At 72.1% G+C, this 14,056-nt stretch carries 13 protein-coding genes; 7 read left to right on the top strand and 6 right to left on the bottom strand.

All coding sequences use genetic code 11. From position 1 onward, the window contains the following. Window positions 1-36: 36 nt before the first annotated feature. On the top strand, window positions 37-972 hold the full coding sequence (locus tag KLO01_RS14225) for a hypothetical protein (protein WP_147066296.1): 936 nt from the start codon (window positions 37-39) through the stop codon (window positions 970-972). Continuing rightward, window positions 969-1,292: a PqqD family protein gene (locus KLO01_RS14220; RefSeq protein WP_147066294.1), complete on the top strand. Its 324-nt coding sequence runs from the start codon at window positions 969-971 to the stop codon at window positions 1,290-1,292. The genes KLO01_RS14225 and KLO01_RS14220 overlap by 4 nt, the downstream gene beginning before the upstream one ends. On the opposite strand, the gene KLO01_RS14215 is transcribed toward KLO01_RS14220, so the two are convergent. Together KLO01_RS14215 and KLO01_RS14210 are read right to left on the bottom strand one after the other, a co-directional pair. Next, a complete protein-coding gene (locus KLO01_RS14215; protein WP_147066292.1) occupies window positions 1,234-2,283 on the bottom strand; it encodes a nucleotidyltransferase family protein in 1,050 nt (349 codons plus the stop codon). The genes KLO01_RS14220 and KLO01_RS14215 overlap by 59 nt on opposite strands. Continuing rightward, on the bottom strand, window positions 2,276-2,524 hold the full coding sequence (locus tag KLO01_RS14210) for a PqqD family protein (protein ID WP_147066290.1): 249 nt from the start codon (window positions 2,522-2,524) through the stop codon (window positions 2,276-2,278). The genes KLO01_RS14215 and KLO01_RS14210 overlap by 8 nt, the downstream gene beginning before the upstream one ends. Before the next feature lie 234 nt (window positions 2,525-2,758). On the opposite strand from KLO01_RS14210, the gene KLO01_RS14205 reads away from it, so the two are divergent. The 5 genes from KLO01_RS14205 to KLO01_RS14185 all read left to right on the top strand — a co-directional run bounded on the left by KLO01_RS14205 (window position 2,759) and on the right by KLO01_RS14185 (window position 8,760). After that, window positions 2,759-3,451, top strand: coding sequence for a hypothetical protein (locus KLO01_RS14205; RefSeq protein ID WP_147066288.1), 693 nt, complete (start codon window positions 2,759-2,761; stop codon window positions 3,449-3,451). 63 nt (window positions 3,452-3,514) lie between these two features. Continuing rightward, a complete protein-coding gene (locus tag KLO01_RS14200; RefSeq protein ID WP_246136234.1) occupies window positions 3,515-4,693 on the top strand; it encodes a glycosyltransferase family 4 protein in 1,179 nt (392 codons plus the stop codon). Continuing rightward, complete coding sequence (locus KLO01_RS14195; RefSeq protein WP_147066286.1) at window positions 4,690-5,853, top strand: glycosyltransferase family 4 protein; 1,164 nt, start codon at window positions 4,690-4,692, stop codon at window positions 5,851-5,853. Before KLO01_RS14200 ends, KLO01_RS14195 begins: the two co-directional genes overlap by 4 nt. Further along, the gene (locus KLO01_RS14190) at window positions 5,850-7,610 is read left to right on the top strand and encodes an ABC transporter ATP-binding protein (protein ID WP_147066284.1); all 1,761 of its coding nucleotides are present in this window, start codon (window positions 5,850-5,852) and stop codon (window positions 7,608-7,610) included. Before KLO01_RS14195 ends, KLO01_RS14190 begins: the two co-directional genes overlap by 4 nt. Window positions 7,611-7,617: 7 nt before the next feature. Next, on the top strand, window positions 7,618-8,760 hold the full coding sequence (locus KLO01_RS14185) for a glycosyltransferase family 4 protein (protein WP_147066282.1): 1,143 nt from the start codon (window positions 7,618-7,620) through the stop codon (window positions 8,758-8,760). Window positions 8,761-8,773: 13 nt separating this feature from the next. On the opposite strand, the gene KLO01_RS14180 is transcribed toward KLO01_RS14185, so the two are convergent. The 4 genes from KLO01_RS14180 to KLO01_RS14165 form a co-directional block, all read right to left on the bottom strand. Then, window positions 8,774-9,865, bottom strand: coding sequence for a glycosyltransferase family 2 protein (locus KLO01_RS14180; protein ID WP_186828071.1), 1,092 nt, complete (start codon window positions 9,863-9,865; stop codon window positions 8,774-8,776). 74 nt (window positions 9,866-9,939) lie between these two features. Further along, complete coding sequence (locus KLO01_RS14175) at window positions 9,940-10,866, bottom strand: glycosyltransferase (protein ID WP_186828070.1); 927 nt, start codon at window positions 10,864-10,866, stop codon at window positions 9,940-9,942. Between the two features lie 61 nt (window positions 10,867-10,927). After that, complete coding sequence (gene tviB, locus KLO01_RS14170; RefSeq protein WP_246136233.1) at window positions 10,928-12,241, bottom strand: Vi polysaccharide biosynthesis UDP-N-acetylglucosamine C-6 dehydrogenase TviB; 1,314 nt, start codon at window positions 12,239-12,241, stop codon at window positions 10,928-10,930. Then, on the bottom strand, window positions 12,238-14,001 hold the full coding sequence (locus tag KLO01_RS14165; protein ID WP_246136232.1) for a polysaccharide biosynthesis protein: 1,764 nt from the start codon (window positions 13,999-14,001) through the stop codon (window positions 12,238-12,240). Before KLO01_RS14165 ends, tviB begins: the two co-directional genes overlap by 4 nt. Window positions 14,002-14,056 lie beyond the last annotated feature (55 nt).

The following is a 14,056-nucleotide window of genomic DNA, read 5'->3' as shown; positions in this document are numbered from 1 at the left end:
CCCGGCCGAGGCGTCGGGTCGGCGACAATCGGGGACGTGAGGCCACCGCTGCAGGATGACACGCGCCCGGTGCTCGACGCGCCGGTCCGGGTGGGTCCGTTCGCCGCGGGCTCGGTGAGGTTCGTGATCGAGGCCGACGAGCCCGCGGTCGCCGCCGAGCTCGACGCGGTCCTCACCGACCTGCGCACCGACCCGCGCACTGGCCCGAGCGCCGACGGCGGGGACGCCAACGTCACCTTCACGGTCGCGCGGCGTGACCCGCCGTCGACGACCCACCCGTGGCAGCTGTGGCGGGACCTCGAGCCGTGCGAGCGCGTGACCGAGGACTACCTCGTGCCCTACGTGCTCTGGGAGGTCACCCGGCTCCTCCTCGAACGCACCGAGGGTGTGACGCCGGTCCACGCCGCGGCCGTGGCCCGCGACGGCCGGGCCATCGTCCTCGCCGGAGAGTCCCACGCGGGCAAGAGCACTCTCGCGGGCTGGCTCACCGCCCACGGCTGGGAGTTCCTCACCGACGAGGTCGCCCTCGTGACCCGCAGTGACGAGCGGTCGTGGGAGGTCAGGCCCTTCCCCCGCCCGGTGGGGGTGCGTCACCCCAGCCCGCTGGACCCGTTCCTTGCCGCTCACCGGTCGGCCCTCCCCGGGGGACGGCCCGGCGCACCGCTCGAGGCTCGGTCGGAGTCACTCGTCCCCGCCTCGACCCTCGGGAGCCTCAGCCGTGGCGCGCCCCTGACCGCGATCGTCCTCCCGACCCACCGGCCCGGCTCCGACGGGACCCTGAGCGACGCCCACCCTGCCAGCGCGGTGCGGGCCCTGGCTGCTCACCTCCCGCTGCGACGCGAGCACGGTCGGGCGGGCTTTCGCGAGGTCGTCGACCTGGGGCTCTCCGTCCCCGCCTTCACGCTCGAGGTCGACGACCTGGCGCAGGCCGACACCACCCTCACCTCGCTGCTCACGGAGCTGGGCTCATGACGAGCTCTCTCGACGCGCTCGGGTCGACGCCGAGCCGGCACCCGGCGATCGAGACGGCTGAGGTCCTCGACCGGGTCGTGCTCTTCGACGACCGGGACGCTGGCGTGCACGAGCTCAACGAGTCGGCGTCACTCGTGTGGCTCGCGGTCGACGGTTCCACCAGCGTCGGCGCGATGGCCGACCGTCTCGGGGAGCGGGTTGGCCGGTCCGTGACCGATGAGGTCGTGGCAGCCGTCGAGGAATTCGACCGCCTCGGCCTGCTCAGGGATGCGTCGCCGTTCGCGGTGGAGCCGGGGCCGCTGCACGGTGACCGGGTTTGACCGCGAGAGCCCAGAGGTAGCGCCCGGCTCCCCTGCCGAGCAGGTCCGGGACCGCGGTCAGCGCCTGCTGGGCATAGCTCCGCTCCTCCTCGAAGAGCCGGAGGGCCCGACGGTCGACCGCCCCCACGCGGACCCCGCGAGCCCAGTCGAGGGCGGGGTGCTCGGTCGCCAGACCGAGCCGTCGCCACGTCTCCACGACCGCGCTCGCGACCACGGCCTGCACCGACGCGCGCTCGGCGGCGGTGACCGCGCCCTCCCAGTCCGCCTCCGTCATGAGCAGGAGCTGGGCGACGTCGCGGAACGCACGCAGCCGTCGGGCGCCCCCGAGCGAGGCGTGGAAGCAGGCGTGCAGCAGCCGGTCCCGGGCAGCGAGGCACGGCACCTGCCGGCCACCCAGCTCGAGCCACTCGACGTCCTCGAAGAGCTGCTCGGAGTCGAGACGCAGCCCGAAGCGACCGGCGGCGAGCCGTCGGTGCGCATCGACCTCGAGGCCCACGGCGTTGGTGAGGGTGGCTCCCTTGCCGAACCTCTCGTCGAAGCCCGGCGCCAGCTCGGGCGACACCCGGACCCACCCGCCCTCGGCGAGCGCGTCCAGGGCCACCTGCCACTGCCCGGGCCGGACGAGGACGTCGACGTCACCGAAGGGTCGCAGGGACGGGTCCGGATAGTCGAGATGGGCCAGCGCCGGCCCCTTGGTCAGCCGCCAGTCGACGCCGGCACCGTGCAGCAGGTCCGCGACGGGCGGGACGAGGCACTCGACGGTCACGGACGCGGCCAGCTGCTCGTGCCACGTCGCCGTCACCTCCGCCGCGAGGTCGGCCGAGACGACGACCGACCCGTCCCCCACCGCTGCCGCCAGGAGCCCACCGAGCCGGTCGCGCCCTGCACCGTGGAGCAACCGGTCGCGGTCGGAGTCGTCGACGACGGCACTGCCGGTGGTCGTCGGCAGACCCCAGCCCGCGGCGACGACGAGCGCCGGGAGCTCAGCCATCGAGGAGCCCCTCGGCACGTAGCCGGTCCCAGAGCGGCTCGAGGTCGGCGAGGACGACGTCGACCGTCGCACCGTGGCGCCCGGCCAGGACCTCCGCCGCCTCGGCCGGGGTCGTGCCCTGCTCGAGCAGCTCCCAGAGTCCTGCGGCCGGACCCGTCACGGTGAGGATCTCGCCGCCCGGCCGGGCGAGCGCGACGAAGCCCGGGGCTGCACGCCAGATCGTCTCCGGGTGGCGTCGCATGGCACCTCGTCCCCTGCTCCCGTCCGCACTCGACGAGGCGGTTCCGGCGGGTCGGCGCAGGCGCGTTCCCGCGCGCACATCCTAGGGCGGACGAGGCGAATTGGGTTGTCTCCCGGGAACCCGCGCAGGTTTCCCGGTTTCCCCTCGGAAGCCTGCGACCGGGAGATATCCTCGAATCCGAAGGCGTGGGACGACCAGAGTCCCACCCCGGCAGTGTCAGGGTGAGTGGGACAGATGAGCGATCGGGCGACGGCCACGACGACGGGCGAGAAGGTGCCGCAAGGCATCCGACGCCGCTCGCTGGTGGCCAAGGGGGGCGCCGTCGGAGTGCTGGCGTGGGCCACCCCCGTGGTGGCCTCGGCACCGGCCAGCGCCTCGACCTCGACCTGCACCCCCAAGTGCTTCCCCACGTCACTCACGCCGACGTTCACCGTCGTGCGCTACTGCCCGTCCCCGGGCGACAAGTGGCTCTTCGTCTATGCCGACGTCGCCAACGCGGGCACGGTCTGCCCGTGCGACGGTGACTCCCTCGACGCAGCCGCGCCCCAGTCGGTCACCGCCAGCGGAGTCAGCTGGTTCGACACCTCCTCGAGTGGCGACTGCACCGGCGGCTCGGCCCTCACGGTCACCAACACGACGTGGAACGTCCCCGGCGTCGGACCGCGTGCCGGCTTCATCCTCGGCAAGGTCGGTGGTGGCGCGATCGGCGCCGGCTGCGTCTACGGCTGCGCCCGCGTCGCCGTGAAGTGCCTCGATCGCAACGGCACCCCGACCTACCGCTACAGCGACATGAAGCTCCGGTTCACCGCGACACCGAGCCAGGGCGCCTGTGGCAGCCGCATGGGTGGTCTCACCGGCAACCCGAGCGGTGTCTCCAGCTCGAACACGTGCAACGCGCCCGGCCCCGTGAGCGGTTGCGCCGGCTGATCGATTCGGGCGTCTGGGACCGCTGGGTCCGACGGGATGCGTGGTGGGAGGTGGCGAGCGCTCGTGCTGAGCTTCCACCTGCGAGCCACGTCCGGCGGCACCGTCCGGCCCCCCGGCCGCACCGCCACGCGTCCGTTGCGGATCGCGCACCTCACGACGAGCGACATGAGCCTGGCCCTGCTGCTGGCCACCGAGCTCACCGTCGACCTCGAGGCGGGGCATGACGTCGTCGGCATCAGTGCGCCCGGCCGCTACGTCGAGCGCGTCGAGGCCCTGGGCGTCCGGCACGTCCCGGTGCCGTCGCTGTCCCGCAGCTGGGGCCTGAAGGCCGACCTGCGGGGCTTCGCCGAGCTCGTCCGTGTGCTGCGCGGGCTCGACCTCGACGTGCTGCACACGCACAACCCGAAGACGGGAGTCATGGGCCGCATCGCTGGGCGAGCCTGCGGCATACCAGTCGTCGTCAACACGTGCCACGGGCTCTGGGCCCGCCCCGGTGACTCCCTCAAGCGCCGCGTCTTCGTCTACGGGCTCGAGGGTGTCGCGTCGCGCTTCTCGGACTACGAGCTCTTCCAGAACGCCGAGGACCAGCACACCCTGCGACGTGCCCTGCGACGGGGGCGCAGCCGGGTCGTCGGCAACGGCATCGACCTCGAACGCTTCCAGCCCGACCCCGAGGGCCGGGCGCGGGTGCGCGCCGAGCTCGGGGTGGGTGACGACGAGATCCTCGTCGGCGCCGTCGGACGACGCGTCGTCGAGAAGGGCGAGCGCGAGTTCGTCGCCATGTCGTCGGCGCTCGCCGGGCGCGCCCGCTTCGTGTGGATCGGGCCGGACGACGGCGAGGCCCACGACGCCGACGACGGTGCCGTGGAGTTCGTCGGAGAGCGCCGGGACATGACGGCCGTCTACTCGGCCCTTGACGTCTTCGTCCTCGCGAGCTACCGAGAAGGGTTCTCCCGAGCGGGAATGGAGGCCGCGGCCTGTGGTCGACCCATGGTGCTCACCGACATCCGGGGCTGCCGCGAGGTCGGCACGTCCGAGGAGCACCTGCTGCTCGTCCCGGCTGCCGACGCCACCGCACTCACCGAGGCGGTCGCCCGGCTGATCGACGACCCGGAACTGCGCTCCCGTCTCGGGAGCTCCGCACGCGAGCGGGCGCTGGCCGAGTTCGACCAGCGCCGGGTCGCCGCGACGTCGCTCGCGACCTACGCGTCGGTGGCGGACGACAAGGACCTCGGCTGGTGAGCCGCCTCACCGTCCTCCACGTCGTCCCCCAGGACTCGTGGCGCGGAGCGCAGGTGTATGCCGGCCGGTTGCGCGACACCCTTGCCCGCGACGACACGCAGCGGCACGTGGCGGTGGCCCTCTTCGACGCCCCCGCCGCCGGGCTGCGGCCCGACCTGGTGGCGTCCGGGCGACCCGGCGTCGCGCGACGTCTCGGGCTGGATCCCGTTGCGGCACAGCGCTTGCACACGCTCGTGAGGCACGAGCGCGCGGACGTCGTCGTCGCCCATGGCGGGGAGTCGATGAAGTATGCCGTCCTCGCGAGCGGGCGGGTGCCCGTCGTCTACTACAAGATCGGCCTGTCCACCGCCGAGCTGGCGCGGCCGTGGCGCCGGCGTCTCTACCGGGCTCTCGCACGACGCACCGCGATGGGCGTGGCCGTCTCGACGGCCGTGCGCGACCAGATGCGCGACGTGCTCGGGATGCCGGCCGACCGGCTGCGGGTTGTCCCCAACGCGCGCGACCCCGAGACCTACCACCCCGATGCAGGGGCTGCGGGCGCAGATTCGGTCGCGGAGGACGCAGCGGGCCCGCCCCGGGTCCTCTTCGTCGGGCAGCTCGAGCCCGGGAAGCGACCCGAGCTGTTCCTCGACGTGGTCGCACGCCTGCGCCACGACGGCGTGGAGTTCACGCCCGTCATCATCGGCGACGGTGAGCTGCGCTCCGTGGTGGGTCCCCGAGCCGAGCAGCTCGGGGTCTCGATGCTCGGGGTGCGCGACGACGTCCCCGACTGGCTGCGCGATGCAGCAGTGCTCGTCATGACGAGCGCGGCCGACACCGAGGGCATGCCCGGCGTCTGCATCGAGGCGGGTCTCACCGGTGTCCCCGTCGTCACGACCTCCTCCGCCGGCGCCGCCGACGTGGTCGTGGACGGCGTGACCGGCCACGTCGTGGCGGACGACTCCGTGACCGAGCTGGCGGCGAGGACCGCCAATCTCCTGCGCGACCCCGACCTGCGACGCATCATGGGTGTGCGTGCTCGTGCGCACTGCATCGACACCTACTCGATCGCGGCCGGAGCCGCGCAATGGCGACAGGTCGCGGCCGACGTCCTGGAGCCGGCACGACAGGTCGGCCCGACGTCCCTCACGACCCACCCATCGACGCAGAGGACCCCATGAAGCGGCACAAGGGAGAAGACCGGCAGTCGGCGTACCTGTCCGTGCTGTCGCAGGCCGTCGGGTCGCACCGACGGCTCGTGGTGGCGTTGGCGGTCTCGTCGTTCGCCGGGGCACTGCTCGAGGCCTCCTTCCTCGTCCTCATCACCGCGACCGCACTGGCCCTCGTCAACGGCTCGGGCACGATCGGGCCCTTCCTCGGCGAGACGATCACGACCGGCGCCGCACTCGGGATCGGCGCCGTCGCGCTGGCCCTGCGGCTCGCCCTCAACTTCGCCAGCCTGAGCGCCGGCACCCGGCTCACCGCCGAGATCACCCAGACCGAGCGCCGTCGCCTGTCGCACGCCTACCTCGGCTCGAGCTGGGCGGTGCAGCAGGCCGAGCCGTCGGGTCGGCTCCAGGAGCTGCTCACGTCGTTCGTCGTCAAGGTCTCGTGGGCCATCACGACGCTCGCCAACGCGGTCACGGCCCTGCTGAGCCTGCTGGCCTTCCTCAGTGCGGGGTTCATCGTCGACGCGGCCTCGACCCTGGCGGTCCTCGCCGCGCTCACCGTCGTGGGCGCCGTCCTCGTGCCCATCCGACGCCGGGTGCGCCGGCGCGCCGCGGCGTCCGCCGTGGCCAACCTCGAGTTCGCGACCAAGGTCTCCGAGCTCGGCTCGCTGGGGATCGAGATGCAGGCCTTCGGTGTGCAGCAGCGGTTCGCCGACGAGATGGACCGGCTCACCGTGGAGGCCGCCGTGAAGCAGCGGCGCGTCGACTTCCTCACCGCGACGATGGCGCCGGCCTACCTCGCGATCGCGTACTCCGCCATCCTCGGCGGCGTCGCCGTCCTTGCCTTCACGGGCTACAAGGACCTCGCGGTCATCGGTGGCGTCATGCTCCTCATGCTCCGCTCGCTGAGCTACGGCCAGCAGCTGACCGCCGCCCTCGGTTCGCTCGCTGCCGCGGTGCCGTTCCTCGAGGCCGTGTCCGAGACCGTCGCCAAGTACACCGAGGCCAAGGCGAGCGGCGGGTCCCGTCACCCGGGCTCCATGACGCCGCTCACCGCGACCGGTGTCGACTTCAGGTACCCCAACGACAGGGTCGCCCTGTCGGACATCACCTTCCGCATCGAGAGCCGCGAGGCCATCGGCATCATCGGCCCGTCCGGTGCCGGCAAGTCGACCTTGGCCCAGCTGCTCCTCGGCCTGCGCGAGCCCACGTCGGGGACCCTCTGCGTCGACGGTGTCGACATGCGCGAGGTCGACCGCTCCTGGTGGAGCTCCCGGGTGGGGTTCGTCCCCCAGGACGCCAACCTCTTCACGGGCACCGTCGCCGAGAACATCCGGTTCTTCCGCGAGGGCATCGACGACGACGCCCTGCGCTCGGCCGCCCGGCGGGCCAACATCCTCGCCGACGTCGAGGCGCTCCCCCACGGCTTCGACACCCACCTCGGCGAACGCGGTGGCCAGCTCTCCGGTGGTCAGCGCCAGCGGCTGTCCATCGCCCGTGCCCTGGCCGCGGACCCTGAGCTGCTCGTCCTCGACGAGCCGACGTCGGCCCTCGACGGTGCCAGCGAGGCCCTCATCAGGAGGACGCTGTCCGAGCTGCGCCAGGGGATGACGGTGGTGATCATCGCCCACCGGATGTCGACCCTCGACATCTGCGACCGGATCATGGTGATCGAGGACGGCCGGATGACGAGGATGGACTCCCCCGCCACCCTGAGGGAGAGCAGCGACTTCTACCGGCAGTCCTTGGCCCACGCGGGCATCCTCTAGGACCTCGGTGGACACCACGCGCGTCCTGTACGTCATCGACTCACTCGCACCGGGTGGGGCCGAGACGTCGCTCGTCGAGATGGCGCCGGGCCTGCGGGAGAACGGCATCGACCTCCACGTGCTCGCACTCGGCCCCCGCGACGACCTGCGCGGCGACCTCGAACGCGCAGGTGCGACCGTGCACCCCCCGAGCCCACACCAGGGCCGGGCCGGCAACGTCGGTCGCGTCGTCACGGTGGGCCGGGACATCGCGCCGCACCTCGTGCACACGACACTCTTCGAGGCCGACATCGCCGGGCGGCTGGGCGCGCGCCTGCTCCGCGTCCCCGTGACCGGCAGCCTCGTGAGCGATGCCTACGACGCCACCCACTACGCCGAGAGCAACCGGGTCAAGCTCCGGGCGGCGCAGTCGCTGGACGCCGCGACGGGTCGGCTCGTCTCGCGCTTCCACGCCGTGACCGCGGCCATCGCCGGCAGCGTCGCTCCACGCCTGCGCATCCGCGCGGACCGGGTCGAGGTCATCCCGCGGGGTCGCGACCCCGAGAAGTACGACTTCCGCTCTCCGCAGTGGCGGGCCCGGGTCCGCGCCGAGCTCGGGATCGCCGAGGGGACACCGGTCGTCCTCTCCGTCGGGAGGCTGGACCCCCCCAAGGGACTGCACCACCTCCTGGCCGCCGTCCCCCACCTCACCGCGAGCCACCCGGACCTCGTCGTCCTCGTGGCCGGCAAGGACGGGCGCGCCTCGGACGCGCTCCGGGCGACGGTCGCCGAGCACTCGCTGCCCGTGAGGTTCCTCGGGCACCGGGAGGACGTCCCACGGCTGCTGGCCGCCGCGGACGCCTTCTGCCTCCCGTCGTCGCGCGAGGGCATCGGGGGCGTCCTGCTCGAGGCCATGGCACAGGGGTGTCCGATCGTGGCCTCCTCCATCCCCGCCTCGCGCGAGGTCCTCGCCGAGGGTGAGTGCGGCACCCTCGTGCCCCAGGGCGACCCGGTCGCGCTCGCCCGGGCCCTCGACGACGTCCTCGTCGCACGGGGCGTCCTCACCGACACGGTCGCGCGCGCTCGACGCCGCTTCGAGACGGAGTACGCGATCGACCCCATCAACGCCAGGTTCGCGCGGTTTCTCGAATCTCAGGCCCAGAAGGCCTGAGCCGCAACGCTTCTCAGTGAGCCGCGTGCCGTCCGCGGGCCGGGGCGAGCAGCTGGGTGCGCATGGCGAGGGCCGTGCGCTTCGCGGTGACGAGCTGTTCGACCACTCCCCCGCGCCACACGACCCAGGACGTGTAGAGCCGCGGCGCCCGGACATAGAGACGGGTCTCGAACGAGGGGCTCCCGACACTGACGCGCTGGCGGATCTCGGCGTTGAGACCGGGGTACGACGCGTCGAGGAGCGCGAGGATGCGGCGCCGGTCCGCGGGCTGGGCCGACCGAATGCAGCTGCGGAGGTTGAAGAAGTAGTGACCGACGATCGCCCGGTTGCGCAGCTCGTCGACGTCGCGCCCGGGGCCGACGTCGACCGACCGCTCCTCGAGGAAGTCGAACGCGCGTCGGTGCGCCTCGACGGCGTCGAAGCGACGGATGTTGAAGCTGTGGGTGATCGACCTCGTGCGCTGGATCCAGAACGAGCAGGTGGCATCGACGTGCGCCACGGACGCGGCCACACCGAACGCCTTGTGGATGAACTCCCGGTCCTGCCCGGCGACGCACCCCTCCGTGAACGTCACCCCGCTGCGCTCGAGGAACGTCCGCGAGTACGCCGCACTGCCGGTCCAGACGTCGAGCCGCCCGCCGAGGAACTCCTCGAACGCGTCGGCACCCGTGAGGCTGCGCACGACCGGCGTCCCGGCCGGTGCGGGCGCGTGCTGGCTCGCGCCGTCGCGCGCGGCGGACCGGTACCTCCAGCACACGATGTCGTGGGTCGCCGGGGCGAGCGCGGCCCGCACCGTCGCGAAGAAGTTAGGCGAGACCTGGTCGTCACCGTCGAGGAAGAGGACGTAGTCGCCCGTGGCGGCGCGCAGGCCCACGTTGCGGGCGACGCTCACGCCTCCGTTGTCGAGACGGAGGAGCCGGTATGCCGTGACGCCCAGCTCGTCGAGGACGCGCTGGCCCGTGCGGAGGCTGTCGTCGGTGCTGCCGTCGTCGACGAGGACGAGCTCGACCTCGGGGCCCAGTGACGGTGCGAGGGACCGCAGCGTTGCGGGGAGGTACTCCTCGACGTTGAAGACCGGGACGACGATGGTGAGGACCGGTGCCACACGGGCCTGGGGTGCCGTCGGTGCCGTCTCTGTCGTCAGTCTCGTCGCACCGGATGCTGCGTGCGCCGCGGTGCTCACGACTCACCACACGTGACGACGACGTCCTTGCTGACGACGACCGGCTCGACCCGGCGTCCGCGCCGTCCCAGCAGCGCATCACCCGCACCGCGCAGGGCGGCAGTCGCACCGGCCACGCCACCGCCCGGTCGCGTGGCGGCCGCGGCACCGGCGAGCGCGCCGTGGACGGCCACCCGCCAGGAGGCGGCTCCCGAGGCGTGCTCACGGGCGATGAGGGCGAGGTTGCGGGCCGAGTAGTAGGTGCGCCACGGCGGAGACGCACTGCGCAGCCCGGAGCGGGTCGCCCCGGTGCGCCCGTGTCGCCTGCGCCGCTCGAGCCAGGGTCCTCCGTCGACGAAGAGGGAGTACCCCGCCCGCCGCAGGCGCAGCCCGTGCTCGAGGTCGTCGAAGCCGAAGAAGAGCGAGGTGTCGAAGACCCCGACGTCGCGCAGGGCGGCGCACCGGTAGACCGGCAGCTGGCCGCCACCGATGTAGTCGACCTCGACCGGGCCCGAGAGCTCGTCGTCCGGCACCCGCTCGACGCGACCGCGGGACCGGTCGTAGCGCGCCCCGACGAGACCGACGGCCGCGGTGCGCGGGGAAGTCGCGAGGCAGGTCTGAGCGAAGGCGAGCACCTCCTCCACCGCCTCGGAGGTCTCAGGCGGGTCGTCGTCGTCGAACAGCATGAGCCAGTCGTCGTCGCCCGCCCGCTCGAGGACGAAGTCCATCCCCAGCGCGATGCCCCCGGCCGGCCCGAGGTTGTCGCCCGCGTCGATGTAGACCGCGCCCGCCCGTCCCGCGGCCGTGCGCACCCGCGGGTCGGAGCCGTTGTCGACGACGACGAGCTGGTCGGGCGGCCTGCTCTGGTCAGCGATCCGGGCGAGGGTGTCGGCGAGCAGCGCCTCACGGCGGTAGGTCACGAGCACCCCCCACAAGGTCGTCACGGCCGGTTCGCCCCGGCGTGGCACGCCCTCGCCCACGAGGAGGGCAGGGGCGTCGAGGGGGTCACAGCCGGAGGTCCGACTCGCACTTGTCGAGGACGTACTTGAGGTCGTAGAGGATGTGGCCCGCCGGGTCACCGTAGGCACGCATCCCCGCGGCCCCCATCTCGACGAACTGGTGGTGGCTCACCGCGACGATCACCGCGGCATACGCGCCCTGCTCGGGCTGCTCGACGAGGTCGATGCCGTAGTGCTTCTGCGCCTCCTCGGCGCGCGCCCAGGGGTCGTAGACGTCGACGTCGATCTCGTACTCCTGGAGCTCGGTGAGGATGTCGACGACGTGCGAGTTGCGCAGGTCCGGGGTGTTCTCCTTGAAGGTCAGCCCGAGCATGAGCACGCGGGCACCCCGCACGGGGATCCGCTCCTTCGTCATCCGCTTGACGAGCTGCGAGGCGACGTAGGACCCCATCGAGTCGTTGAGGCGGCGACCCGCGAGGATGATCTCGGGGTGGTAGCCCACGGCCTGCGCCTTGTGCGTCAGGTAGTAGGGGTCGACGCCGATGCAGTGGCCCCCGACGAGACCCGGGCGGAAGCCGAGGAAGTTCCACTTCGAGCCGGCGGCCTGGAGCACCTCCTCGGTGTCGATGTCGAGACGGTTGAAGAGGATCGCGAGCTCGTTGATGAGCGCGATGTTGACGTCGCGCTGGGTGTTCTCGATGACCTTGGCAGCCTCGGCGACCCGGATGGAGGAGGCCCGGTGCGTCCCCGCCGTGATGATCGACGAGTAGAGCGCATCGACGAAGTCGGCGGCCTCGGGGGTCGAGCCCGACGTCACCTTGACGATGGTCGGGAGCCGGTGCTCCTTGTCCCCGGGGTTGATCCGCTCGGGGCTGTAGCCGACGAAGAAGTCGACGTTGACGAGGAGGCCGGACAGGTCCTCGAGGACCGGCACGCACTGCTCCTCGGTCGCACCCGGGTAGACCGTGGACTCGTAGATCACGGTGTCGCCGGGGCTCAGGACCTTGGCGATCGTCTCGGTGGCCGACAGCACCGGCGAGAGGTCGGGCTGCTTGGCGGCGTCGATCGGCGTGGGCGTCGTGACGATGTAGACGTTGCAGTCGGCGATGTCCTCGGGGTCCTCGGTGAAGTGCAGCCCGAGCGAGCCGGCGAGCGCCTCGTCCTCGACCTCGAGCGTGAAGTCGGTGCCGGTGCTCAGCTCCTTGACGCGGGCGCCGTTGATGTCGAAGCCGACGACGTCCATCGTCTTGCCGAACTCGACCGCCAGCGGCAGGCCGACGTAGCCGAGGCCGACGACGGCCAGCCGGACACCCCCGGGCAGCGCCGGGAACGGCCTCGTCATCGTGATGTGGTCGGTCATCGGACTCCCTTTCCTGCAACGTTGCCCTGCATCGGCAGTGCTCCCTCGACCTGAACCAGGTCGGCGTGTGTGGCGAGCAGGTCCCCCGGCTCGAGTCGTGGCACGGACACCTGGGTGATGAGCGAGTGCTCGGTGCCCTGTCCGCGTTCACCGGCACTGAGCAGCACCTCGTGGAGCTTCTCGCCGTCGCGCAGGCCGGTGTACGTGATCTGGATGTCCTTGCCGGACTCCTCGATGAGCCGGCGGGCCACGTCGACGATCCGCACCGGCTCGCCCATGTCGAGGACGAGGACGTCGCCGGGGCGACCGATGGCCGCTGCCTGCAGCACGAGCTCGCAGGCCTCCGGGATCGTCATGAAGAACCGGCTGACCTCGGGGTCGGTCACGGTGACCGGTCCGCCGCGGCCGATCTGGGCGCGGAACGTGTCGAGGACCGAACCCCGCGAGCCGAGGACGTTCCCGAAGCGCACCGAGAGGTAGCGCATCCCGGTCTGCCCGGCATACCAGGCCGTGAGGCGCTCGGCGAGTCGCTTGGTCTGGCCGAGCACGCTCGTCGCGTCCGCCGCCTTGTCGGTCGAGATGTTGACGAACGCCTGGACACCGTTGGTGGCAGCGCATTCCAGCACGTTGCGCGTGCCGAGCACGTTGGTCTTCCACCCCTCCTCGGGGAAGCGCTCGAGCATCGGCAGGTGCTTGAGCGCCGCCGCGTGGAAGACGACCTCGGGGGCCAGCCGGCTGAAGACGGCGCAGACGGCCTCACGGTCGCGGATGTCGCACAGGACCGTGTCGTCGGTGTCGAGCAGGCCGTTGCCGTCGAGGGAGAGCTTGGTGGCGTGCAGCGCCGACTCGTCACGGTCGAGCAGCACGAGCTTGCTCGGGCCGAAGGCCCGGACCTGCCGGGCGAGCTCGGACCCGATCGATCCGCCGGCGCCGGTGACGAGGACGACCTTGCCCGCGACGTAGTCGGCGATCTCGGAGAGGTCGGTCTCGATGGGGCGGCGGCCGAGGAGGTCGGCGACGTTGAAGGCGCGCAGCTTGTCGAGCTCGAGCCGCCCCGAGATCATTTCGCGCACGGGCGGGACCACGACGAGCTCGAGACCGGCCGCGGTGCACTCGTCGTTGACGTCCTGGATGAGCTGCGGCGAGGCCTGGCTGACCGCGAGGACCACAGCCTCGGCGCCGGTGCGCCGCGCTACCGACAGCAGGTCCCTGCCACGCCCGAGGACGCGGTAGCCCCGCACGCGGAAGAACCGCAGGCTCGGGTCGTCGTCGATGAAGCCGACGATCGCGTAGGGCGGGTCGGCGGAGTGGTCGACGAGACCGGCGAGCTGGTGCCCGGCGTCACCGGCGCCGTAGACCAGGGCCGGCACCCCCGGCACCTCGACGTTGCGTCGGCGGTCCTCCCCACGCGTCGCGCGGAAGATCCACCGGCCGGCGGCCATGATGAGCAGCGCCAGCATCGGCATGACGACGACGATCCCGCGGGAGAACAGCGGTGCGGCGATGAACGACGTGGCCCCGAGGACGAGGCTGATGCCGAGGACGAGGGTGCCCAGCGAGGTGACCTCGTCGAAGCTCCCGATCTTGCTGCGCCCGAGGTAGAGGTGGGTCCAGAAACCCCCGATGACCTGCAGGGTGACGGCAGCGCCGACATAGGTGGCGGCGGTGATCCACACGCGCTCGCTGAGCGAGAACTCGTGGCGGACCATGAGGAACCCACCCAGCGCGAGAACCCACGCCAGGGCGTCCCAGCCGATCATGACCGACCGTCGAGCGAGTATCTGCGACCTCGACATACCTGCACCCCTGGTGACC

The sequence above is a fragment of the Knoellia locipacati genome (genome assembly GCF_007992835.1).
GTDB lineage: Bacteria > Actinomycetota > Actinomycetes > Actinomycetales > Dermatophilaceae > Knoellia > Knoellia locipacati.
This window is presented reverse-complemented; position numbering and strand designations above follow the sequence as displayed.

Bases quoted from the DNA above. Each gene is read 5' to 3' on its own strand.
- KLO01_RS14220 (WP_147066294.1), top strand. From the start codon at position 969: ATGACGAGCTCTCTCGACGCGCTCGGGTCGACGCCGAGCCGGCACCCG.
- KLO01_RS14215 (WP_147066292.1), bottom strand. From the start codon at position 2,283: ATGGCTGAGCTCCCGGCGCTCGTCGTCGCCGCGGGCTGGGGTCTGCCG.
- KLO01_RS14210 (WP_147066290.1), bottom strand. From the start codon at position 2,524: ATGCGACGCCACCCGGAGACGATCTGGCGTGCAGCCCCGGGCTTCGTC.
- KLO01_RS14205 (WP_147066288.1), top strand. From the start codon at position 2,759: ATGAGCGATCGGGCGACGGCCACGACGACGGGCGAGAAGGTGCCGCAA.
- KLO01_RS14190 (WP_147066284.1), top strand. From the start codon at position 5,850: ATGAAGCGGCACAAGGGAGAAGACCGGCAGTCGGCGTACCTGTCCGTG.
- tviB (WP_246136233.1), bottom strand. From the start codon at position 12,241: ATGACCGACCACATCACGATGACGAGGCCGTTCCCGGCGCTGCCCGGG.
- KLO01_RS14165 (WP_246136232.1), bottom strand. From the start codon at position 14,001: ATGATCGGCTGGGACGCCCTGGCGTGGGTTCTCGCGCTGGGTGGGTTC.